Genomic DNA, 22,835 nt, shown 5'->3' on the forward strand with positions numbered 1-22,835 from the left:
GGCCCGACTGTCGGGCACGCCTTGCGATTATGACGCAAGCTCAGCTATCGGGGCAAACCTGTCGGCCGAGTTTTACCTGATTGACACAACCTCGCCGGTGCGCGCCGACTCCTGCGCGGCAAGCACGATTTTCAGCGAGCGGATGCCCGCGGCCCCGTCGGGCTGCCCCGCCCGCCCGGCACGCACCGCGTGCACAAACTCGTTCAGGAGCAGTTCGTCGGTGTTCTTGCCGTAGCCGAGAAACACGGCCTCATCGGCCCCGACGCCGCCCACGTGCTGCGCAAACGGATCGATGTCCGCGATCCCCCGCGTGCCGACCACCTGAAGGGTCAGTCCGCCCCAGGTCGGCGCGTTGTCGGGCTGGCTCCAGGAGCAGTCGATCGTGGCGACGAAGCCGCCGGCATAGCTGATCGTGACTAGTCCCCCGGTTTCGGCGCGAACCTCGGGCTTGTCGGCGTGCAGAATGCGGTTCGACACTGCCCGCACGAACTGGGCTGTCAGCCCGGTCAGGGCATCGAGCAGGTCAGCAACGTGCACGATATGGTCGACCATTGCACCGCCGCCAGAGAGTGCCGGGTCGGTGAACCAAGCCCGGTCCCCGACCGGAATCTGACCGTTGTTCGTGCCGGTCGCCGCGAGCAGCGCGCCCAGCCCACCGGCCTGAACGAGTTCGCGCAGCCGGGCGAAGGCGGGCGAGAACCGCACCGGGTAAGCGGTCATCAGCGTGACGCCGGCCGCGTCGCAGGCGGCCTGCATGGCGAGGGCATCCGCCAGGGTCGTGGCCAACGGCTTCTCGCACAGCACGGCCGCGCCGGCCAGGGCTGCGGCTTCGACCAACGGACGGTGCCGGGCGTTTTCGCTCGTCACGATGACGGCGTCGGGTTGCCAGACGAGCAGTTCGGCGTAGCTGTCGACGTAGCTGACGCCGAGGTCGTCGGCGAGGCCCCGGCCACGCCGTTCGGCCGGCTCGTTGCCGCCGTCGGGGTCGGAGGCGCGCAACTCGACGTTCGGCATCGACTGTAGCAGTGCCGCATAGCCAGCGGCGTGCACGTGGGCGAACGACATCAGGGCTACGCGCAGGGGGCGCTCAGACAGCGGATGCTGCGGCGCGACCGCGCTCGACGCGGCTTGCCCGGACAACGAGGAGGTCGGTTGCACGGACGCGTTCGGTCGGGCATTCGCGACGGCTCTCATGCCGCCACCGTCTCACGCACGACGGACTCGCTTCGCCCGGACGCGATCGACGCGTTCGCGGCGGCGGCTAGTTCGACCGCGCGGGTGGCGTCGGCGAGGCTGACCCGCGGGGCAGGTCCCCCCAGGGTCGCGGCGGCGAACTCCCGCAGTTCGCTCAGGTACGGGCTTTCGCCCAGCGACGTGTCCGGGCGCATAGACTGCGTGCCGGCGACGGGCGCGCCGAGGTCGAAGCGGAGCGAGGCATCCGCTCGGGAATCGTGCTTCAGCACCCCGGTCGAGCCGGCGATCGAGAAGGACGTGGCGAAGGTGGTGCCGGGCGCGCCCCAGACTCCGGTGACGTAGCTGAGCGCGCCGCTTTCGTGAGTGAGCACGACCTGGGCGGTCTCGCATCCGTCGCCCACGGACTTCACGGCGTACACCTCGGTGACCTCGCCGGCGATCCAGCGGGCAATGTCGAGGTCGTGGATCATCTGGTCCAGCACGATTCCGCCGGACTGTTCCTCATCGGCGAACCAGCTCGCCCAGGTGGGAAACTCGCCGATGCGACTGAACCGCAAAATGGCCGGCTCGCCGATCGTTCCGGCGGCGACGGCGCCTCGGGCCAGGGCGTACTCGGGAAAGTAGCGCACAACGTGGGCCGGGTGCAGCTGCTTGCCGACGAAGGCGGCGAGCTCGGCGAGAGCGGCGGCATCCGCTGGGTGGAGCGCTATGGGCTTTTCGCAGATGACGTGTTTGCCGGCGCGGAGGGCGCGTTCGGCGAGGCGATAGTGCGTTGGAGTGGGAGTGCATATGTCGACCACGTCGCACGCGTCGAGCAGCTCATCGAGTGAGCCGACCGCGGTGATGCCGTACTGCGCGGCGACCTCGGCACCGCCCTCGAGCGAGAACACGGTGACCCGCGCGCCGAGGGCGAGCCAGGCCGGAATGTGCACGTGGGTGATGCCGCCGGCACCGATGAGGCCAATGTTCACGAGAAGTCCAGACATATAAGGGGTGGTGCTACTTCGAGCCGCTGAAGGCGAGGCCTTCGACGACGCGACGCTGCAGAACAATAAAGAGGATGAGCACGGGCGCCATCGCGAGTACGCTCGCGGCCATCATGACCGGGTAATCGGTCGTGATACTGCCGGCGAGCGTCGCCAGGCCGGCCGAGAGCGGCATTTTCTCGGCGTAGGTCGTGACCACGAGTGGCCAGAGCAGGTCGTTCCACGACCATAGGGTCGTGATGATGACCAGGGCGCTGATGCCCGGGGTGGCTAGCGGAAGCATGATCTTGTAGAAGATTTGGACCGGGTTGGCGCCGTCGAGCCGGGCGGCTTCTTCGAGTTCGATCGGCAGGCCGAGAAAGATCTGCCGCATCAGGAACACGCCAAAGGCGCTGAAGATGCCGGGCAGGGCGATGCCGATTATGGTGTTGAGCAGGCCGAGGTTCTGGATGATCTGGAACTGCGGAATGAGGTACACCTGCGGCGGCACCATGAGAATCGAGAGGATGACGCCGAGAAAGATTCCACGGCCGCGAAACCGCATACGGGCGAACGCGTAGCCGGCCATCGAGCACAGCACGACCTGGCCGATCACGCGGATGACGGTGATGCCGACCGAGACGCCGAACTGGTCGAAGAACGGCAGCTTGGTGAAGACGTCGACGAAGTTGCCCCACTGCAGGTCGCCCGGCCAGAAGGTGGGCGGCACGCTCATCACCTGGTCGTTGGTGGAGAGCGAGATGACGAGCTGCCAGATGAACGGGAACACCATAATGAAGCCGATGATGCCGAGCACCAGGTGGGTGCGCACGCTGTTCGCGCCCTGCTGGGCCGGGGAGAGGGACTGTTTAGACATAGTTCACCCACTTTTTCTGCATCCGAAACTGGAAGAAGGTGACGATGCCGATCGTTACGAGAATGACCATGCCGATCGCCGCGGCATAGCCCTTGTCGTTTTGAATGAAAGCCTGGTTGTAGAAGATGTAGACCAGCGACTGGCTCTGCACCAGGGCCGGGTTGTACTGGCCCATGATGGCGTAGAGCAGGTCGAACAGCTGAAACCCGTTGATCACCGAGATGATCGTGACGAAGAACAGGCTCGGCGTCACGAGCGGCACGGTTATCGAGGTGAACTGCTTCCACTTGGTGGCGCCGTCGAGCTGCGCCGCCTCGTAATACTCCGGTGAGATGTTTTTCAGGGCAGCACCGAGAATGATGATCCCGAACCCGAGCGACGCCCACATTCCGACAACGCCGACCGAGACGATCGCGAAGCCGGGGGTCGAGGTCCAGTACGGGCCATCGATATCGACGAGCGAGAGCATCCAGTTCAGGATGCCGAAATCACCGTTATAAATCATGCGCCAGACCAGGGCGACCGCAGTGGGCATCGCGATGTAGGGCATGAAGAACAGCACGCGATAGAACGACGCGAAGCGCAGGCCGGGCTGGTTGACCAAGTTGGCCATGAGCAGCGCGATCGGAATGCCGGCCAGCACGATGACCGTGTAGATCAGGGTGTTGATCAGGGCCTGGGCCACGTTTCCGTCGGCCAGCATGGTTTGGTAGTTGTCGATGCCGACGAATTCTTCGCCGCCGAACGGACCGGTTTCGGTGAAGCTCAGGTAGCCGGTCTGAATGATCGGCCAAATGTAGAAGCCGAGCACACCGAGCAGGGTCGGCAGCACGAACAACCACGGCCAGTAGCCGTCGAAGCTCTTTGGCTTCTTTTGCGGTGTTGTTGCTACGGGCACCGGGAGGTCGGCGGGATCACGGCTCTCGCCGACCGCGCTCCCGGTGCGCAGGGTCATTCCTTGGCCAGCGCTTCGTTCATTCGAGTGGCGAGCTCGTCAGCGACATCTTCAACGGTGCGAGTGCCGGAGAAGGCCTGCGGCAGCAGCTCGTTTTCAATCGTGGTCCAAGCCGCGGTGTCCTTCGAGATGGGGAATGGGTAGGCATAGTTGTCGGCTTCGTCGATGAACACCTCGAGGTCGAAGTGCTCGACCGAGTCGAGGAAGGCTTGGCCGGCGCCGATGAAGGCGGGGTTGGCCGCTCCCATTTCGGCCTGCAGGGTCTGCGCTTCTTCGCTGCCGAGGTAAGCCTGAAAAGCCTGTGCGGCCGACTTGTGCTCGCTGCCCGCCGAGACCACGTTGGCGAGGCCGTGGATGACAGTGGCCTGCTTCTCGTCCTGAGGCAGCGGGGCCACGTTCAGGTCGAGGGTGTTGCTTGCCGACGCGAGTTCGGCGACGCTCCAGGTGCCGGACCAGAAGAACGCGGTCTTGCTGCTGGTGAACCACGCGTTGTGAGGAGTGTCGGAGAGTTGCTGCAGGTTTGGGCTGGAACCGTCGGCAATGAGATCAGCCCAGAACTGCAGGCCGCGAATCGTGTTCGGGTCGTCGTAGCCGCTGGACGTGCCGTCTTCAGAGAGGATACTGCCGCCCGCCTGCAGAATCGTGTTGTAGTAGCCCTCCTGGCCGCCGGTCAGGCCGGTCGCGACGCCGTAGACGCCCTGGTCGGCGAGGGTGTCACTGACGGTTTTGGCGGCCGTAGCGAAGTCGTCCCAGGTCCAGGTTTCGTCGGGAATTGCGACGCCGGCCTCGGAGAGAATCGCCTTGTTATACCAGAGTGCGACCGTGTCGAAGTCCTTGGGCATGCCGTACTGCACACCGTCGAAGGAATAGAGGTCGTTGAGCACCTCGACGTAGTTGGCCGGGTCGACATCGCCGTCGTCGATGAGGTCGGTCATCGGTTCGAGCTGGTCGTTGGCGGCGTAGAGCTGAAAGTTGGGGCCGTTCATCCAGAACACGTCGGGCAGGGTGTCGCCGGACGCCTGGGTCTGCAGCTTGGTGAAGTACTGCGCCCACGGGGTGATGTCGATCTTCACCTCGATCTTCGGGTAAATCTTGTTGAACGCGGCAATGTTCGCCTCGAGCGCCGGAATCTGGTTTTCGTCCCAGATGGCGTAGCTGATCGATGCTGCCGAGTCTGCGGTGACGGCTTCATCGGATGCTGCGGGTGCCGAACACGAGGTCAGCGCGAGCGCGGCGACCAGCGCGAGCGGCGCCAGTCTGGTGATTTTTCTCATTGGGTTCCCCTGCCGTGTTTAATGGATGGTCAGGAATGTGGGTGGGTGGCGGTGCCGGTGTTGGCGTTCGAGCTGCTGCCGTTCGCGCTGGCCGCGTGGGTTGCGAGGCGGGCGCCGAAGGTGGTCGGGTCGGGCCGGGCTGATTCGGGCCGGGCGGCTTCGGCATCCGCTTCTGTGACAGGGATGGCGGGCAGGCTGAAGCGCGGCACGGCGATGTCTTTCGCGCCGTAGAGCCGCTCCGAGACGACTTCGAGGGCGCGCACGAGGCCACCGAGGGCGACGCCGGTGCGGCCGAGCGCCGAGGAGACGAGCGGCGGCTGCGTGCTGCGGGTGACCAGCAGGGCCAGTTCAGTCTGCAGCGCGCCGAGCAACACCGGCCCGGCGGACAGCCCGCCGCCGATCACGATGAGGTCGGGGTCGACGGTCAGCCCGACGACCGCGATACCGCGGATGATGCGGCGCGCGAACCGGGTGACCAGCTCGAGGGCGTCGGGGTCGCCGACCTGTGCTGCCGCGAAGACGTCTTCGGGGCTTTGGCCGAGGAACGCGCCGAGCACGCTGGTCTCGTGCACGTCCTGGTAGCCCCAGCCGGTGGATTCGAGGTCGCCGACCTCGCCGGCGGCAAAGTTGCGGCCGCGGTGCAACGCTCCGCCGAGGATGATGGCGGCGCTCACGCGGTGGCCGACCATGATGAAGACGACATCGTCGGCGTTTTGTGCCGCGCCGGCGTGCAGTTCGCCGAGGGCGGCCATATTGACATCGTTTTCGACGGACACCTGGCAGCCGAGCTGTTCACTGAGGCTCGCAGCGAGGTCGAGGCCGCTCCATTCGGGCAGTACGTTGCTCTGCAGAACGCGGCCGGAGGCATCCACTATGCCCGAAATGCACACCGTGACGGCGGTGAGCCGGCTGGCGTCGAGTTCTGCGAGTGCGCGTTTCAGGGTCGCGGCGGCGAGGGCGAGGAGTTCGGAGCCGGTGATGTCGGTCGTGATGTCGTGCAGGGCGGTGGCGACGATGGTGCCGGCGAGGTCGCTGACCAGCACGGTAACCCGGTGCAGGCCGAGGTCGAGGCCGGCGACGTAGCCGGCGGAGGCGTTGAACGCGACGCGGCGGGCGGGACGGCCCTTGGCTGCGGTGGTGGTCTGCTGCTCGTGTGTGACCAGGCCGTTGGTTTCGAATTCGGCGACGATCGACTCGACGGTGGGGCGGGAGAGTCCGGTGAGGCTGGCCAGTTCGCTGACCGTGAGCACGCCGTGGTCGCGCAGGGCGCCGATGCAGGCGGCGGAATTGCGCCGGCGAAAGGCCAGCATTTCACGTTCATGCAGTGCCATGGCGGTCCCCTCACCTCGTAGGGCGAATTATGCAAGTCGTTTGCATAATTACGTCTGAGTTCAGAGTAGACACGTTGGCGCGGTGTTGTCAACGACTCGGGCACCGTTGCTGGCTGCGTCGCGCTGCAATATTCCACTCAGCAACGGCCGAATGCGGAGTGAGGGCGACCCGCTACGGAGTGCGCACGGCCGGCTGATAAAAGCGCAGCCACTCGACCGTTTGGGCCACGTGGGACGCCGCGGCGGCAGATGCCGCAGCAGGATCATGCAAGACGATTGCGTTGAAGATGGTCCGATGGCCATGGTCGCTGACGCGCCGGATTTCCGCGCCTTCCGGCAGCGCGAACAGTTGATAGGCGCGCGAACGGGCGCGAAAGACGCCCAGCAGAACGGTCAGTGTGGGGTTGCCACTGATCCGATCAATCAACGCGTGAAATTGAGCATCAAGCTCGGGGGCAATTTCGGGGTCGGCGGCGGCCTCCATGGCCTCGACCAAGTCGAAAAGCTCCGCGGTTTGCTCCGGACTTATTCGAGCAGCCGCCTGGGCCGCAGTATGCGACTCGAGGACACCTCGCAATTCGTACATGTCCAAGAGTCCAGACAGCGGCAGAAGGTCGACGGTCAGCGCCAAACTCCCCATGATTTCCTCGGGACGCAACTGAGAAACGTATGTTCCCGACCCATGCCGTGACTCGATCACGCCCAGGGCCGACAGCATGCGCACTGCTTCACGAAGAGACCCGCGCGATACGCCGAGTTCACTCAAGAGAGCGGTCTCCGATGGAAACTTCTCTCCAGCGCCGAGACGTCCGGACGCGATCATGTGACGCAATCCGTGGAACGCGATGTCTACTGCCGACATGCGTGGATCCTTTCGTCCAATCGCCACTACCGATAACCCCACCTAATTCTAAGCGGGAGGCGAGCTGACACGTTCCTCACCCGACAACACTTTATCTCAACTCATCTGATGACTTTTTGGAACAATCCCGATAGAGTCCTGAAAACAGCCATGAAAGTGGGGTGATCCAGAGAGTCATCACACGTCTTGTCATAGTTTGCGAGCCACGAACATTGAAATAGGAAGCACATGCTGACCTCTCCAGTCGCGCCACCGCGTGGATTGACACTTTCGGACGGCCGTCCAGCCCGGGCCGCCTGGTCTCTCGATCCACGAACCATCCACATCAACCACGGGTCGTTTGGTGCTGTGCCCGTCGTCGCCCAGGAACATCAAAATCAACTCCGCGCGCAGATGGATGCCAACCCGGTAGCGTGGTTTCCAGCGCTGCCGGCCATGGTGAAAAGCACCCGCCGCGAAGTTGCCAAGTTTCTCGGCGTAAGCGAAAACGACACCGCCCTCGTGCCCAATGCGAGTGCCGGAGCAAGCGTGGTCTTCTCCAGCCTTCCGGCGAAGATCGGACTGGAGATCGTCGTCACCGACCACGGGTACGGAGCTGTCACCATGGGTGCCGAGCGGTTGGCCCGCCGCTGGAACGGCACGGTACGTACGGCGCATATTCCGCTGGATGCCACCGCAGCCGAGGCTTATGAGGCCATTGTGGCCGAGCTCAGCGCTGCCACCGGGCTGATTATTGTCGACCATATTTCTTCTCCCACCGCCCGATTCTTGCCGGTACAATCCGTCGCCCGCGAGGCGCGCCGTCGTGGAATCCCGCTCCTCGTCGACGGAGCGCACGTGCCAGGGCTGTACGAGGACCCGCTCAATAAGCTGGATTGTGACTTCTGGATCGGGAATCTTCATAAATTTGGCTGCGCCCCGCGCGGCACATCCGTTCTGGTCGCCCGGGGGCCACTGGCGGCTGAGCTATATCCACTCATTGATTCCTGGGGCGCTACCGAGCCCTTCCCCGACCGCTTCGACACCCAAGGTACCTTAGACCTCACGAGCTACCTCGCCACGACGACGGCCCTGGATTTCATCGGGCGAACTTGGGGATGGGATGCCGTGCGCACCTACATGTCGGATCTTGCGGACTACGCCGAAGAGACCATCACCGCTGCTTTTGGTGCGATTACCGGCGAAGACCATCACGTAGATGTCGGCATGCCGGTCAACGCGCTCAGACTCGTTCGTCTGCCCGACGGGATCGCCACGACCCACGACGAAGCGGACGCGCTCCGCGATCGAGTCTTACGTGAACTGGGCGTCGAAGGTGCCTTTACGAGCTTCGGCGGGATCGGCTACTTCCGTTTGTCGGTGCATGTCTACAACACTGCTGCCGACTTTGACTATTTCGTTGAGCACTGCGTTGCCGCACTCACCGAATGGGCCCAGGTCCCTTCTGCTACACCATCGTCATAGGGCGTTGACCTCAAGAATCGTCCGATCTCAATGAAAAGAGGAATGCTGTGATTCACAAGAAAACGTGTGCATGGACCGGCCTGGGGCTCGCTACGGCCCTGGCGCTTTCGGGGTGCTCTGCCGCCTCGGATGCTGCGGATGGCACCGTCAACCTGCAGATGGTTGAAAGCCTGACCAACCCGGCCCGAACCGACGTACTCAAGGGTCTGATCTCAGATTTCGAAGCGAAGAACCCCGGAATTACCGTGGAATTGATCTCCCCTCCCACCGAGCAGGCCGACCAGAAGATTCAGCAGATGCTTCAGTCTGGTACCGGGGTCGACGTTCTTGAGGTGCGCGACATCACGGTTGGACCGTTTTCCACCAACGGCTGGCTGTACGACATGTCCGATGAACTTGCCGGCTGGGACGGCTGGGACGACCTGACCGTGAACGCTGCCAAGTACGCGACCAACGCGGACGGCAAGTCCTATTACATTCCCTACGGTTTTTATGGTGCGAGCCTGTTCTACCGAACCGACCTCATCAAGGAGGCCGGCTTCTCGGCACCACCCACCAGCTGGGACGAACTTCTCACGCAGGCCACGGCCTTGCAGGACGAGTCGAAGAGTCAGTTCGGCTACGCTTTTCGCGGCGGCAAGAACGGCAATACTAACGTTGTACTGGCGATCGAGGCTTACGTAGCGGACCAGATCGACCAGGACAATGCTTTTAAGCTCACCGACGGCAGCACGATCTTTGCCGCGCCAGAAGCTGCTGACGCCCTTGAGACCTACTTCGCTCTCTTCGAGAATGCGTCGCCACCCTCGTCGGTCGCCTGGGGGTACCCAGAAATGGTGGAGGGGTTCGCCAACGGTTCCACGGGATTCCTCTTACAGGATCCGGAAGTAATCGCGACCCTCGAACAAGCGCAGTCGATCAGCGTCGATCAGTGGACAACGGCCCCGATGCCGACCGGACCGACGGGTAAGGCGATTCAGCCCATGGCCACCGCCGGCTGGGGCACTGCAGAGTCCAGCGAGCACAAGGCCGAGTCGGCCAAGTTGATCTCCTTCCTGTCGGAAGGCGATGCGTCGACCACTTTCACGCAGAAGAACAGCCTCGTTTCCATTCTGAAAGACGCCGCAGACAGCGACTTCTACAAGACCGGCGCGTGGGCCAGCTACGTAACCATGAACGAGAATCCCGATACCTACATCACTGCCGTCCAGCCGCGCGATTCTTCATGGTGGACCGACTGGATCCAGAAGTCCGACTCTGAACTACAGCAGGTGCTCATCGGCCAGATGACTCAGAAGGAACTTCTCGCCAGCTGGGATGCCTACTGGGTCGAAAAGTGGAAGAACGCCTAGGCGGAACTTCCATGACGTCTCCACGTACCGAAACACTGGAGCGCGCGGCGACTTCGCCGAGCGCTCCACGACGGCCGGACCCGGGAACACGACGTTCGCAACGGCGCACTTTCACCGTTCGCAAAAGCCTGACTATTCTGGCGTTTCTCTCCCCCGCCCTGATATTCGTGATCATCTTTGTGTATTACCCGATGATCGCGGGCAGCCAGATGGCGTTCCGCAATTGGAACCTGAGCAATCTCACCGACACCTCCTGGGTGGGATTCAAAAACTTCGCGGCGATTCTGACCGATCCGGTCTTCTACACCGTGCTGAGAAATACAGCTGTCTGGGTCGTGGCTTCTCTCGTGCCGCAGTTCGTGATTGGTTTTGCTCTCGCGCTTTGGCTCCGACGTAAATTTGCCTTTCGAGGACTTTACCAAGCCCTGATCTTTTTCCCGTGGGCGATCTCCGGTTTTCTGATCGGCATCTTGTTTCGGTGGATGTTCAACAGTGAATTCGGCGTGATCAATGACCTACTGTCGAAAGTCGGCCTCACCGATCAAGCGATACCGTGGCTCGCTGACCCAACGACGGCCATGGTCGCCATCATCATCGCGAACGTCTGGTACGGCGTTACATTCTTCACGATCATGATCCTTGCCGCTCTTCAATCCGTTCCGGAGGAGCTCTTCGAGGCCGCAGCCCTCGACGGTGCAGGAAAAACGCGAACTCTCTTTCGGATCACCATTCCCTACATTCGCACCACGCTCGCGCTGACGGTTCTGCTGCGTGTGATTTGGATCTTCAATTTTCCCGACATCATCTTCGGCATGACCGGCGGCGGTCCAGCGAATCAGACCCACATCATCACGACCTGGATGATTGCGACGACCCAACGCGGCGACTACGGGCAGGCATCCGCTCTGGGACTCATTGTCGTGGGGATCCTGCTTATCTTCTCCATCTTCTACCTCCTTGCGATTCGCGAGAAGAAAGCGGTCACCACATGATCGACAGGGAAACCCGGCTGGCCCGCACCATTCGCATCGTTTTTCTCGCGATCTGGCTCGCAATCACGATCTTTCCGCTCTACTGGATCACGATCACGTCGTTCAAAGGCCCCGGGGCGATCTTCAGCTTTCCGCTGACCTACTGGCCAGAAGTCTTCTCGCTCGAGAACTACGTGAACCTCTTTAGCAAGGCGCAGTTCGGCACCTATCTTGCCAACAGCCTCGTGATCGCTGCGGTGGCCGCCACCGTCGCGACGCTCATTTCTTTGCTCTCGGCATATGTCCTTGCCCGGTTCGAATTTCGCAGCAAGGGCGCGCTGATGATGGCGTTTCTGGTCACCCAGATGATCCCGGCGTTCATCGCCCTGGGCCCGCTTTACCTGATGATGTCGCAGCTGGGGTTGGTCGACAATAAGTTCGGACTCGTGCTCGTCTACATCGCGATTTGCATACCGTTTTGCACGGTGATGCTGCGCGGGTTCTTCGCCAACGTGCCGGATGCGTTGGAAGAAGCGGCAATGATCGACGGATGCTCCCGGCTGGGCGCACTCTTCAGAGTCATCGTTCCCGTTATGAAGCCCGGGATCGTCGCCGCGTTCATCTTCAATTTCGTAAACTGCTGGAACGAGTTGTTTCTCTCGGTCACGCTGATGAACCGTGACCAAAACAAGACGATTCCGACTGCCCTGAATGGGTTCATCTCAAGCTTCAACATCGACTGGGGCTCGATGTCAGCGGCAGCGGTTTTGACGATCATTCCGACCATGGTCTTGTTCGCCTTCGCCAGCCGATACATCGTGCAGGGGCTGACTGCTGGGGCGGTCAAGGGATAACCTACGCGGCGAAAAGTCGCACCAGGCGGGCTGCTTCCTGTACAACGGCGGCACGTCCGGCTGCCCCGTACCTGCGGCTGTCAACAACCGCGGCATTCGCTGCGAGATAACCGCGAATCGCCTCGGTGAAGTGTTTGTTCAGCTGCGTCGAGACGTTGATCTTGGTCATGCCGGCTCGAATCGCCTTCACGATGTTCTCATCGGCAATGCCGGATGACCCGTGCAGGACCAAGGGCACGTCGAGAGCGGCCCGCAGTCGCGCGATCAAGCTGTAGTCGACTGCTGCCACGCGTTCCGTCATGGCGTGCGATGAACCGACTGCTACTGCCAGTGCGTCGACACCGGTGCTGCGCACAAACGCGGCTGCTTCACCCGGGTCCGTTCGCACGCCCGGTGTATGGGCGCCATCTTTGCCGCCAACCGCACCCAGTTCAGCCTCCACATACACGCCGCGAGACTGCGCGTACTGGGTGATTCGCGCCGTGATCGCGACGTTTTCATCAAATCCCAGATGCGCTCCGTCGTACATCACGGACCCAAAGCCGAGTTCGATCGCCTCGTAGACGAGTTCTTCATTCTGGGCGTGGTCGAGATGCACTGCGACCTCGACGGCTGACGCTCGCGCCACCGCCAGGGTGGATAGAGCGATCGGTTCGAGTCCGCCGTGATACTGGGCGCAGTTTTCTGAGATTTGAAGTATGACCGGAAGTTCGGCCTGCTCGGCTGCTGCGACGAGCGCCTCGGCCGTCTCGAGATGGAGCACGTTGAACGCCCCAATAGCAACCCCGCGCTGATAGGCCGAATCCATGAGGCTTCGGGTGAGGACTAACGTCATTCGGTCTCCGAGAACTTGATTGGTTACTTGACGCTGCCAGCGGTGAGACCACCGATGAGGCGTTTTTCAATGAGCATGAAGAGCACCACGACCGGCACGATGGCGACGATGGAAACACCGAAGACGTAGTGCCAGCTGGTTTCGTACTGCCCCACGAACTTGGTCAGGGCAACGGCCATGGGCTGGTTGCCCGCCGTCGAGAGGATGACCAGGCTTGCGGCGAATTCGTTCCAGCAGGCCACGAAGGTGAACACGATTGCGGTGACGATGCCCGGCCAGACGAGGGGGAGGTTGATCTTGAACAACACCGTGAGGCGACCCGCTCCATCCAATTGCGCGGCTTCGTCTACTTCCTTCGGGATTCCAGCAAAAAAGCTATGCATGATCCACACAGCAAAGGACAGATTGAACGCCGCGTTGATCAAGATCATGGCGAGCCAGGTATCGGAAATGCCCAGGAACCCGAACTGACGAAAGAGGCCGGAGGTGAGAACGGCCGGCTGCAGCATCTGGGTCACAATCACCAGGAACATGAAGACCAGGCGTCCGGGAAAGCGCGCCCTGGCCGTGTAATAAGCGGCCGGTAGTGCAACGAGAAGTACCAGAAGAGTTGCGAAAACGGAGATGACAATCGTCGAGATGAGGTTCTGCACCAGCGGGGTCTCGGGTGTGAACCACATGGTGAGGTAGTTCTCCCAGTGCCATTCCGTGGGGAAATAGGTGGGCTCAACCGAACGAATCTCGCTCTTTGTCTTGACTGACCCGAAGAACATGATCAGGTAGGGAATCACGAAAATGAGCAGCACCACGGCGCCGGCAACCATGCGCCAGATCACTGTCGAAAGCGGAACCTGATCAGCCGTGTATCGAGGTTTGCGGGCAGCGCGCGGCGCCGACGTAAGCAGGGCGGTCATAATCAGACCTCTTTCATAGGCTTGACGACCTTGACGTAGATCGCCACGATCACGATCACGATCAGGAAGGCAACGACGCTCAGCGCGCTGGCCACGTCGATCTTGTGCTCATTCTGGATGTACTTGAAAATCATCGTCATGACCGTGTCAGCGTCGTAGCCGGGAATCGACCCGGTCATGATTTTGAGGATCGGCAGCGAATTGAAGACGTTAATGATGTTGATCAAGACAGCTACGGATAATGCACCGCGCAGTTGTGGAAGGACTATCCCGAAATAGGTGCGGATGCGACCGGCACCGTCCATTTTGGCGGCCTCGAGAATATCGCCGGGTACCGATTGCAGACCGGCGAGAATCGTGTAGGTCGTGAAAGGGAGGGAGACGAAAACTGCAATGCCGATCGACCAGCTGAAGGCACTGACCGGGTTCTTGGTCCAGCCGTATGGTCCGTCGATCAGTTGGATGTCGACGAGAAACTTGTTGATGATGCCGATGTACCCTTCGAGCCCGTAGTAGACCACGAGCGTGGTCATCACCACGCTCGCTGCCCAGGGGATGATGACGGCGAGGCGCACGATCTGGCGCCCGGGAAATGACTTGTTGAGAAACTGGGCCAGGACCAGCGAGATGAGAACGGTGAGAGCCACGACGGCAACGACCCAGATCAGGGTGCGCAGCATGATTCCGCCGAGCGGGGTGAATTCAAGGAGCGTTGCATAGTTGGCAAACCCGACGGGACCCTTGTCGAGACCGCTCAGGCTGATGTCCCTGGTGGAGTTGTAGAACATGACGACGGCAGGGAAGAGTACGACGCCGAAGATCAGGACGAGTGCCGGCCCGATCCACGGCAAAGCGGAGATCAGATCGGACAGGCGGGTACCCGCTGCTGCACGCTGACGCGCAGGCCCCGAACGGGGACGGCCGGTGGCCGTCCCCGTCTGGGTCGGTGGTTCATGAATTGTTTGAGTCATTTCCTAATCCACCGATATTCCTTGTGATCAACTTGGAGCGAGGTCGCGCACGGCGCGAAGGCCGCTAGCCTTCGTCTGACTTGGCCTGGATTTCGGTGAGAACGGTCTGCGCATCCTTGCCTTGGGCCAACTGCCCGATCAAGCTCTTGAACGCGGCATCCGTCGCCGACCAGTTGGGGTTCGTGCTCGGGTAGAACTGAGCACCGGGCAGCGCCTCGATGAACGGCGCCAAGGCCGGAGTGTCGCCCATCGCGTCGGAACCGGACTGGGTGGTCGGGAGGAAGTTCTCGGCGGTCACCCACGGTACGTACTGGTCAGCAGCGTAGAAGAAGTCCAGGAACTTCGTGATGGCTTCCTGCTTGGATCCGTCATTCTTGAATGCCATGAGGTGATCGGCGACCCCGAGGGTGAAGGCCTTGCCGTCAACCGTGGGGATGGGGTTCACGGAGTAGTTGAGTGCAGCATTGCCCTCAGCGATCTGACCGACCGTCGGCGGAAGCCCGATGATCATACCGATCTTGCCCTGGACGAAGACGTCCATGAGAGGGCTGCGGTCAGTAGCTCCCGCATCCGCCTGCGTCGCGCCGGCGTCGACCATCGTCTGAATGAACTTGGCAGCCTCGAGGTTTTCGGGGGTGTCGATCGTGATCGCACTGGCATCACCGAAACCGCCACCGGCACCGTAGAACCAGACCGCCGATTCCGCCTGTGCCTCTTCGGACCCGAGCGGCAGTCCGTACCCGGCTACTCCCCCGCCGATGGCGGAAATCTTCGTGGCCGCATCCAGCAGCTCACTCCATGTCGTCGGGACTGCGGTCACGCCGGCCTGTGCCAACAGGTCTTCGTTGACGAAAAGCGCACGGGCCGAGGCGAGCAGGGGCGCGCCGAATTGGACGCCGTCGACGGAAGCGTTCTCAACAAACGAGGACTGGAAATCAGCGAGGGTGTCGGCCGACACCACTTCGTCGATTGGGTACAGCAGGTCATCCGCGGCAAAACCCGCAAACGGGCCGCCGTTCATGATGTCGGGCGCTGCGTTTCCCTGAACCTTGGTCGTGATGACATCGGTCAGGTTGTCCCAGGACTGCACCTCGAGGTTTACCGTGATATCGCTGTTGGCGACTTCGAAGTCGGAGATGACGCCTTCCCACAGTGCCTGCGTGTTGTCCGAGTAGCTGGGGACCAACAGGTTCACGGTCGTGCCCGATCCACCGGACCCGCCCGATGCGTTGCCGCCACCAAAACCACAGGAGGCTAGTGACATCGTGGCCAGCGTCGCTGTCACGACGATGCCACCCAATCGCAGAGACTTCTTCATGTCTGATTTCCTTATCGTCTGATGATGCTTGTTGACTGTAAAAGCACCTGAACAGTCACATCCATTCAGGTTTTGACTAGTTTGGCGCTCGGGTCGTGTCGGCACAACTGTTGATATCAGATCGTTACGTGACGTTAAAAAACACTTAGAGTAGTTGCTAGTGATTGATTTTCTAGCTCTACAATCATTAACAGTCAGAAATGACCGCGAATTTTCAGATCAGCCTCATTCCACCTGAATGATCGCAACCAATCAATCCGAAAGATCCACAACTTACCGAGGAGCCACGGTCATGACGACATCCACCGAAGAACACATCGCGACGGAACTGGCCTCACAACCCGAGACCTGGGCGCGTGCCGTTGCGATGACCGCTGAACAGCGGCTGCTCCCCGCTCCTGGGCAGAAGGTCGCCATGGTTGGCTGCGGCACTTCCTGGTTCATGGCCCAGTCCTACGCGGCCTTGCGCGAGGGCGCCGGCCACGGGGTGACGGACGCTTTCTCGGCCTCCGAGGCCTTTGTCGATCGCGATTATGACGCCATCATTGCCCTCACTCGCTCCGGGACCACGACTGAAGTGCTCGACATTGTGAAGGCACACCGCGGTCGAACTCGGATCATTGGAATCGTCGGCGACACGACCTCGCCGTTCGTTGACGAGGTGGATGACCTCATCACCCTGCCGTTCGCCGATGAGCAGTCGGTCGTGCAGACTCGATTCGCGACCACGGCGCTCGCCTTTCTGCGCGCGAGCCTCGGCGAAGACCTCAGCACGGCCATCGCTGACGCCGAGTTGGCGGTCGCCGACGAACTCGATGACGGGATCATCGGCGCAGAACAGATCACCTTTCTCGGCCGGGGCTGGACCGTCGGTCTGGCTCACGAGGCCGCACTCAAAATGCGCGAGGCGACGCAATCCTGGACCGAGTCTTACCCCGCGATGGAATATCGACACGGTCCAATCAGCATCGCCGCCCCCGGGCGCATCACCTGGATGTTCGGCGCGGCGCCCACTGGTATTCGAGAGGATGTGCTCGCCACCGGCGCACGCTTCGAAACGAGCGCCCTCGACCCGCTCGCCAACCTCGTGCGCGTGCACAAACTGGCTCTGCTCCGCGCCCGCGCCAAGGGCCTCAACCCCGACCTGCCTCGGAGCCTGACGCGGTCAGTCATACTCGACTCGTGACCAACTTTCCCGCGGCCGTCTCAATTGAGCCCCTCGGGGATGGTGCAGCCGTCGTCGCCTTCGACATTGGTGGAACCGACATCAAGGCCGCGCTGTTCGATGCGTCCGGTGCCATGCTCGGTCTGACCCGCGTCCCCACACCGCATCGTGGTGTGCACACCGTCGATGCCGTGATGCAAGAAATTGCGGAGCTCACCGCCGGTTTTGCGGCGGACTTTCCGCTCGTGCAACCACTGGCGGTCGGGCTTATCGCCCCGGGCATCGTCGATGACGATCGGGGTATCGGGATCCACGCGGCCAATTTGCAGTGGGCCGATGCCCCCTTCAAACATCTCGCCGAGAAACGTCTGGGCATGCCGGCCTCGTTTTCCCACGATGTCCGTGCAGCCGGGGAAGCGGAATTCCGGCTCGGCGCAGCCCTGCCATACCGCGATGTGGCCGTCGTCGTGATCGGCACCGGCATTGCGGCGTCGCTGTTCATCGGGGGGCGACCCCATTCGGCGGGAGGATACGCCGGTGAGCTGGGGCACTCCATCGTCGACCCGGCGGGCGAACTGTGCGCCTGCGGTTCGACCGGCTGTCTCGAAACTATTGCATCGGCTGGTGCCATCGTGCGCCGCTACGAGCGGGCGACGGGATCGAAGATGCCCGGCGCCAAAGAAATCATTGAGCGAGCCCGCAACGGCGATTCCGAAGCCCAGTCGATCTGGAACGACGCCCTCGACGCCCTCGCGTTGAGCATTGCGCAGCTGGCAGCGGTGCTGGCCCCCGAGGCCATTGTGATCGGCGGCGGGCTTGCTCAGGCCGGTGACGCACTTTTGGTCCCGCTGCGAACGCGCGTTGACAACCTCCTGAGCTTCCAACGACTGCCGGTCGTTGTCGCGGCCAGTATCGGTGAAAATGCCGGACTTCTCGGGGCGGCGCTGCTTGCCCGTGCTGCCGCAGTTGCTGCGGGGATGCGCCCGTGATCGTCACGGTCACGCCGAATTCCGCGGTGGACCTCACGTACTTGCACCCGAACATCCGTTTTGGGGAAACCAACCGGGTGCCCACCGCTGTCGCTCGTGCCGGCGGTAAAGGACTCAACGTGGCGCGGGTCATCCACCAGCAGGGTCATCCCGTGTTGGCTGTCGCGACGGCCGGAGGCCGCACCGGTCAAGCACTCGTTGATGACCTCGTGCAGGCGGGCATTCGCCATCAAATCGTCTCCGTGCAGTCTGACACCCGGCGAACCATCGCTCTCGTTGATTCTGACCGCGAACAAACCACGATCTTGAACGAGCACGGCCAGAACCACACGCCGCAGGAGTGGCTCAGCCTGACTGCGGGAACGACGGCTGTCCTGGCCGGCGCTCGATGCCTGGTGGGGTCCGGCAGTCTGCCGAGCGGTGCCGATGACACCTTCTATGCACAGCTGGTGGACCTGGCGCGCGAACGCGGGATTCCGAGCATCATCGATACGTCTGGGCCGGGGCTCCTGGCCGCAGCACGTTCCGGTGCCTCTGTGCTCAAGCCGAATCGTGAGGAACTTGCCGCTGCCACCGGGATCGACAACCCGGTCAATGGCGCCCGTGCTCTGGTGCGGTCGGGCGCAGGACTAGTCCTGGTGTCGCTTGGTGAGCGGGGCATGCTTGCCGTCTCGCGCGAGCATCCGCTTTCATCGTTGCACGCACGACTACCGCGAGTGCTGGCGGGCAACGCCACGGGTGCCGGGGATGCGGCCGTGGCAGCCGTCGCGGTCTCGTTAGCGGCGGGAATAACGAATGCCGAATCCCTGTTGCGGCAAGCCACCGCCTGGTCTGCCGCCGCCGTGCTCATGCCCCTGGCCGGAGAAATTTCTCCTAAATATGCGAGGTTCGTCGAGGAACTCGTCGTGGATCGCCTTGTTGACGCACCTCGGCTATAACGTCGGGATAGATTTGCAACTGAGAAGCTTGAGAAACGAGAAATCATGAACCGCGCCGAGCGTCTGATCGCTGTGCTGGACCTTTTGGCTGAGTCGGGCCATCTTGAGGTCGACGACATCATCACGAAACTCCAGGTATCTGCCGCGACGGCGCGACGGGATCTCGACACGCTCGCTTCGCAGCAGCTACTGACGCGAACGCGCGGGGGAGCGACCGGTCAGGTCGTTGCCTACGATCTCCCGGTGCGTTACAAGCGGGAGCAACACGCCCCGGAGAAGCAGAAAATTGCGGTGGTGGCGAGTTCGCTCGTACAGCGCGGGGATGTCATTGGTCTCTGTGGTGGCACAACCAGTACCGCTATCGCGGGTGTGCTCGTTGCCCGCGCAGACATTATGGAGGCCGGGCCACAATCCAATCTGACCGTCGTCACGAATGCCATCAACATTGCGGCACAGCTCGCCATGCGGCCCCAAATCAAGACAGTCGTCACCGGAGGGGTAGTGCACTCGCGCTCCTATGAGCTCGTCGGCCCGTACAGTGCCGAGGTGCTGAATCAGGTAACACTTGACCTCGCGTTCATCGGCGTCAACGGCATCGATCCGATTCGCGGCGCCACGGTCAATGATGAACGAGAAGCCGCGGTGAACTCGCTCATGGCGCGGCGTGCCACCAAAGCCTTTGTGGTGGCAGATTCGAGCAAGATTGGAACGACGGCTTTTGCCACCCTGGGCGCCCTGACGGTATTCAGCGCGTTGATCACTGACTCGGGAATCACCGCGGATCAGCTGTCGGCGTTCGCCGAGGCGGGACTCGAAGTCATCGTCGCCCAGTGACACACGTTATTCACTCCGCCCGGATGATATCGGGAGGCGCAACCACGCCGGACTCGTGGGTTGCTTTCTCCGGCGACTCGATCAGCGCTACCGGAACGGGTGCAACCTGGCGCGGCCTGGCCACGGCCACCACCAGCGTCACGGACGCTGCCGGTCGCATCCTCTCGCCGGGTTTTGTAGATATCCACTGCCATGGGGCCGGAGGCGCCGCTTTCGACGACGGTGCGGAGGGCATCGCCACGGCGCTGCAGGTGCACCGCCGTCACGGTACAACCCGGAGCGTCTTGTCGCTCGTGACCGCTAGTCAGGCGGATCTCGAGCGGCGGGTCGCGATTGTGGCTGACCTGGCGCAGCACGATGCGCTCATTCTCGGCGCCCATCTCGAGGGGCCGTTTCTTGACCAGACCTATCGTGGCGCCCACGACCCGACCCTGCTCAGTGCACCGGATGCGAAACGGATCGATCGACTTCTCACGAAAGCTCAAGGACAGTTGCGTCAGATCACGCTGGCCCCCGAGCTGCCAGGAGCGGTCGACGCGATTGCGCAACTCGTCGACGCTGGTGTTGTGGTGGCCGTGGGGCACAGTGCCGCTGACTATTCCACAACGCTCGCGGCCTTCGAGGCAGGGGCGACGATTTTGACCCATGCTTTCAATGGGATGAAAGGCATCCATCATCGCGCGCCTGGACCCGTGGCTGCCGCGACGCATGCCGCAGGCGTCACCCTCGAGATCATCAACGATGGCGTTCATGTGCACCCGGAAGTCGTGCGGCTGGCCTTCGCGGGCGCGCCCGGCCGAATAGCCCTGGTAACGGACGCCATGGCTGCAACTGGTGCCTCGGATGGGGCCTATCTTCTGGGCTCGCTCGCCGTGACGGTGACCGATGGCGTCGCCCGGCTGACCGATGGCGGATCGATTGCCGGATCGACGCTGACTCTTGATGTTGCGCTGCGCCGAGCAGTCACCGAGGCGGGCGTGCCGATCGCCGAGGCTATCTCTGCGCTCACGGAGACACCTGCCCGAGCCATCGGTCGCGGTCACGACCTGGGGTTGCTGACCGTTGGCTATGCGGCTGACGCCGTGCTGCTTGGCGCGGATCTTGCTGTGGATGCGGTGTTTGCCGCCGGGCGCCAGCTGACTTAGATCGTTTGCCAAGCTGGGCGGTTCGCCCAGATGTACTTGTAGTAGTCGAGGTTGACCATTTTGCTCGCAGCCGCTTCGTCGACGACGACGGTGACGTGTGGGTGCAGCTGGATGGCGGTGCCGGGCTGGCTGGCTGAGATGGGTCCTTCAACGGCCGCGGCCAACGCTGCCGCTTTGCCTTCGCCGAATGCCAGCAACACCAGGTGTCTGGCTCGAAGGATCGTTCCGAGCCCCTGGGTGATGCAGTGCACGGGAACAGCGTCCGGCGAATCAAAGAACCGGGCGTTGTCTGCGCGGGATTTTCTAGCGAGCGTCTTCACGCGCGTGAGGGACGCAAACGAGGAACTGGGCTCGTTGAACCCGAGGTGCCCGGTTCGACCAATGCCGAGTATTTGCACGTCCACTCCACCCGCCGCGACCAGTGCTCGTTCGTATTCAGCACCAGCAGTGGAGAGCGTGGCAACGTCGCCACTGGGCACGTGGACGTTGGCCGGGGACAGGCCCAGCGGTTCGATGACGTCGCGCGCGATGACCATTCGGTAGCTCTCGGGGTGGCCCGCCGGTAGCCCGACGTACTCGTCGAGCGCGAAGCCTCGCACTTTCGAGACGTCGAGAGGACGCTCCGAGAAAGAGCGGGCCAGCGACGCGTACACCGGCAGGGGTGTCGATCCGGTCGCCAATCCGAGCACCGCGTCGGGCTTGGACTCGATAAGTGCCCGAATCGACTCGGCGATCAGGTCGCCGGCTGCTCGTTTGTTCTCAACAACGACGATTTCGGCCAATGGGGTCTCACTTCCGATGTGATTGTATTTGATTCTATAATACAGCTAATAATCATTTGCAATCATTTCTAAATCAATGCGGCAGGACACTTTCATGCACACACTCGTCGAAATTTGCATCGATGACCTGGACGGTGCGCTCGTGGCCGAACGAGCCGGAGCCGACCGGGTCGAATTGTGCGGCAATTTGATCGAGGGCGGCACCACTCCGAGCATCGGGCTGCTCAGGCGTGTCCTCGATTCCGTCGAACGTATTGGCGTGCAGGTGATGGTCCGCCCGCGCGGCGGCAACTTCGTGAACTCGGCGTCGGAGCTCTCGGTGATGCAGGCCGATATTCGGGCTATTCGGCGGGACGCCGACGGCGCTGCTGTGCGGGTCGGCCTGGTGTTGGGTGTGCTGACGCGCGACAACCAGATTGATCAGACCGCGATGCGTCGTTTGATCGCGGAGGCCGCAGAGCTGCCGGTTACCTTTCACAAGGCTTTTGACGATGTGAACGATCTGGGCGCCGCCCTCGAACAACTCGGCGAACTCGGCGTTGAACGTGTTCTCACCTCCGGTGGACAGACCACTGCATTTGACGGCGCAGGGGCGCTGCGTGACCTGGGGCGGCACGGCTCGGCCGTGCGCATCCTGGCCGGCGGCGGGGTTCGGGCGCACAATGTGGCAGCGCTGGTGGCATCGACCGGGGTCAGCGAGGTTCATCTGCGCGCCCAGGTTGCTAGCCCACTCGGCACGGGAACTTTGGCCACGGACTTCGACATTATTCGTTCGGTGATCGGGGCGCTCGCCCGGTCGAACTGATTCGGGAGCAACCGCGGCGTTCGCCCGGCCGTCTGCCGCG

Annotated in this window: 22 protein-coding genes; 10 read left to right on the forward strand and 12 right to left on the reverse strand. The window is 62.3% G+C overall.

The genetic code is table 11. The annotated features are described in order from the left end of the window. Nucleotides 1–72: 72 nt before the first annotated feature. The 7 genes from BLS91_RS03280 to BLS91_RS03310 form a co-directional block, all read right to left on the reverse strand. The gene (locus BLS91_RS03280) at nucleotides 73–1,194 is read right to left on the reverse strand and encodes a Gfo/Idh/MocA family protein (RefSeq protein WP_092339182.1); all 1,122 of its coding nucleotides are present in this window, start codon (nucleotides 1,192–1,194) and stop codon (nucleotides 73–75) included. Next, nucleotides 1,191–2,180, reverse strand: coding sequence for a Gfo/Idh/MocA family protein (locus BLS91_RS03285; protein WP_092339184.1), 990 nt, complete (start codon nucleotides 2,178–2,180; stop codon nucleotides 1,191–1,193). The genes BLS91_RS03280 and BLS91_RS03285 overlap by 4 nt, the downstream gene beginning before the upstream one ends. Before the next feature lie 13 nt (nucleotides 2,181–2,193). Beyond that, a complete protein-coding gene (locus tag BLS91_RS03290; protein ID WP_092339186.1) occupies nucleotides 2,194–3,036 on the reverse strand; it encodes a carbohydrate ABC transporter permease in 843 nt (280 codons plus the stop codon). Further along, nucleotides 3,029–3,991 carry a carbohydrate ABC transporter permease gene (locus tag BLS91_RS03295; RefSeq protein WP_092339188.1) on the reverse strand — a complete coding sequence of 321 codons (963 nt, stop codon included), beginning with the start codon at nucleotides 3,989–3,991 and terminating at the stop codon, nucleotides 3,029–3,031. Before BLS91_RS03295 ends, BLS91_RS03290 begins: the two co-directional genes overlap by 8 nt. Further along, nucleotides 3,988–5,265 carry an ABC transporter substrate-binding protein gene (locus BLS91_RS03300; protein WP_092339190.1) on the reverse strand — a complete coding sequence of 426 codons (1,278 nt, stop codon included), beginning with the start codon at nucleotides 5,263–5,265 and terminating at the stop codon, nucleotides 3,988–3,990. Before BLS91_RS03300 ends, BLS91_RS03295 begins: the two co-directional genes overlap by 4 nt. A 29-nt stretch (nucleotides 5,266–5,294) precedes the next feature. Further along, a complete protein-coding gene (locus BLS91_RS03305) occupies nucleotides 5,295–6,596 on the reverse strand; it encodes an ROK family transcriptional regulator (protein WP_092339192.1) in 1,302 nt (433 codons plus the stop codon). A 172-nt stretch (nucleotides 6,597–6,768) separates the two neighbouring features. Continuing rightward, nucleotides 6,769–7,458 (reverse strand): FadR/GntR family transcriptional regulator, encoded by a 690-nt coding sequence (locus tag BLS91_RS03310; RefSeq protein WP_092339194.1) that lies wholly within the window; start codon nucleotides 7,456–7,458, stop codon nucleotides 6,769–6,771. Nucleotides 7,459–7,686: 228 nt separating this feature from the next. Here BLS91_RS03310 and BLS91_RS03315 point away from each other — a divergent pair, with 228 nt between their 5' ends. Genes BLS91_RS03315 through BLS91_RS03330 form a run of 4 tightly spaced genes read left to right on the forward strand, consistent with a single transcriptional unit; the run spans nucleotide 7,687 to nucleotide 12,099 of the window. Next, nucleotides 7,687–8,922: an aminotransferase class V-fold PLP-dependent enzyme gene (locus BLS91_RS03315; protein ID WP_092339196.1), complete on the forward strand. Its 1,236-nt coding sequence runs from the start codon at nucleotides 7,687–7,689 to the stop codon at nucleotides 8,920–8,922. Nucleotides 8,923–8,969: 47 nt separating this feature from the next. Continuing rightward, nucleotides 8,970–10,274 (forward strand): ABC transporter substrate-binding protein, encoded by a 1,305-nt coding sequence (locus tag BLS91_RS03320; protein ID WP_233197356.1) that lies wholly within the window; start codon nucleotides 8,970–8,972, stop codon nucleotides 10,272–10,274. A gap of 11 nt (nucleotides 10,275–10,285) precedes the next feature. Further along, on the forward strand, nucleotides 10,286–11,266 hold the full coding sequence (locus tag BLS91_RS03325; RefSeq protein WP_092339198.1) for a carbohydrate ABC transporter permease: 981 nt from the start codon (nucleotides 10,286–10,288) through the stop codon (nucleotides 11,264–11,266). Beyond that, complete coding sequence (locus BLS91_RS03330) at nucleotides 11,263–12,099, forward strand: carbohydrate ABC transporter permease (RefSeq protein ID WP_092339200.1); 837 nt, start codon at nucleotides 11,263–11,265, stop codon at nucleotides 12,097–12,099. The genes BLS91_RS03325 and BLS91_RS03330 overlap by 4 nt, the downstream gene beginning before the upstream one ends. 1 nt (nucleotide 12,100) lies before the next feature. On the opposite strand, the gene BLS91_RS03335 is transcribed toward BLS91_RS03330, so the two are convergent. The 4 genes from BLS91_RS03335 to BLS91_RS03350 all read right to left on the reverse strand — a co-directional run bounded on the left by BLS91_RS03335 (nucleotide 12,101) and on the right by BLS91_RS03350 (nucleotide 16,137). Further along, on the reverse strand, nucleotides 12,101–12,934 hold the full coding sequence (locus tag BLS91_RS03335) for a class II fructose-bisphosphate aldolase (RefSeq protein WP_092339202.1): 834 nt from the start codon (nucleotides 12,932–12,934) through the stop codon (nucleotides 12,101–12,103). 23 nt (nucleotides 12,935–12,957) lie between these two features. Next, the gene (locus BLS91_RS03340; RefSeq protein ID WP_198412720.1) at nucleotides 12,958–13,848 is read right to left on the reverse strand and encodes a carbohydrate ABC transporter permease; all 891 of its coding nucleotides are present in this window, start codon (nucleotides 13,846–13,848) and stop codon (nucleotides 12,958–12,960) included. A 2-nt stretch (nucleotides 13,849–13,850) separates the two neighbouring features. Then, nucleotides 13,851–14,819, reverse strand: a complete 969-nt coding sequence (locus BLS91_RS03345; protein ID WP_092339204.1) for a carbohydrate ABC transporter permease — start codon at nucleotides 14,817–14,819, stop codon at nucleotides 13,851–13,853. A gap of 64 nt (nucleotides 14,820–14,883) precedes the next feature. Next, nucleotides 14,884–16,137 (reverse strand): extracellular solute-binding protein, encoded by a 1,254-nt coding sequence (locus BLS91_RS03350; RefSeq protein WP_092339206.1) that lies wholly within the window; start codon nucleotides 16,135–16,137, stop codon nucleotides 14,884–14,886. Between the two features lie 292 nt (nucleotides 16,138–16,429). Between BLS91_RS03350 and BLS91_RS03355 the strand changes: the two genes are divergently transcribed. Genes BLS91_RS03355 through nagA form a run of 5 tightly spaced genes read left to right on the forward strand, consistent with a single transcriptional unit; the run spans nucleotide 16,430 to nucleotide 21,208 of the window. After that, nucleotides 16,430–17,323 carry an SIS domain-containing protein gene (locus BLS91_RS03355; protein ID WP_092339208.1) on the forward strand — a complete coding sequence of 298 codons (894 nt, stop codon included), beginning with the start codon at nucleotides 16,430–16,432 and terminating at the stop codon, nucleotides 17,321–17,323. Next, nucleotides 17,320–18,291 carry an ROK family protein gene (locus tag BLS91_RS03360; protein WP_241983023.1) on the forward strand — a complete coding sequence of 324 codons (972 nt, stop codon included), beginning with the start codon at nucleotides 17,320–17,322 and terminating at the stop codon, nucleotides 18,289–18,291. Before BLS91_RS03355 ends, BLS91_RS03360 begins: the two co-directional genes overlap by 4 nt. Continuing rightward, nucleotides 18,288–19,229: a 1-phosphofructokinase family hexose kinase gene (locus tag BLS91_RS03365; RefSeq protein ID WP_092339210.1), complete on the forward strand. Its 942-nt coding sequence runs from the start codon at nucleotides 18,288–18,290 to the stop codon at nucleotides 19,227–19,229. Before BLS91_RS03360 ends, BLS91_RS03365 begins: the two co-directional genes overlap by 4 nt. 45 nt (nucleotides 19,230–19,274) lie before the next feature. Further along, entirely contained in the window at nucleotides 19,275–20,063 is a 789-nt protein-coding gene (locus tag BLS91_RS03370; RefSeq protein ID WP_092339212.1) for a DeoR/GlpR family DNA-binding transcription regulator, read from the forward strand. Then, entirely contained in the window at nucleotides 20,060–21,208 is a 1,149-nt protein-coding gene (gene nagA, locus BLS91_RS03375; protein WP_233197354.1) for an N-acetylglucosamine-6-phosphate deacetylase, read from the forward strand. Before BLS91_RS03370 ends, nagA begins: the two co-directional genes overlap by 4 nt. Here nagA and BLS91_RS03380 read toward each other — a convergent pair. Then, complete coding sequence (locus BLS91_RS03380; protein WP_092339216.1) at nucleotides 21,205–21,990, reverse strand: glucosamine-6-phosphate deaminase; 786 nt, start codon at nucleotides 21,988–21,990, stop codon at nucleotides 21,205–21,207. The two genes, nagA and BLS91_RS03380, sit on opposite strands and share 4 nt — an antisense overlap. A 94-nt stretch (nucleotides 21,991–22,084) precedes the next feature. Here BLS91_RS03380 and BLS91_RS03385 point away from each other — a divergent pair, with 94 nt between their 5' ends. Next, a complete protein-coding gene (locus BLS91_RS03385) occupies nucleotides 22,085–22,795 on the forward strand; it encodes a copper homeostasis protein CutC (protein WP_092339217.1) in 711 nt (236 codons plus the stop codon). Nucleotides 22,796–22,835: the final 40 nt, after the last annotated feature.

It is taken from the genome of Cryobacterium flavum (assembly GCF_900103805.1).
In the GTDB taxonomy this organism is placed as follows: domain Bacteria; phylum Actinomycetota; class Actinomycetes; order Actinomycetales; family Microbacteriaceae; genus Cryobacterium; species Cryobacterium flavum.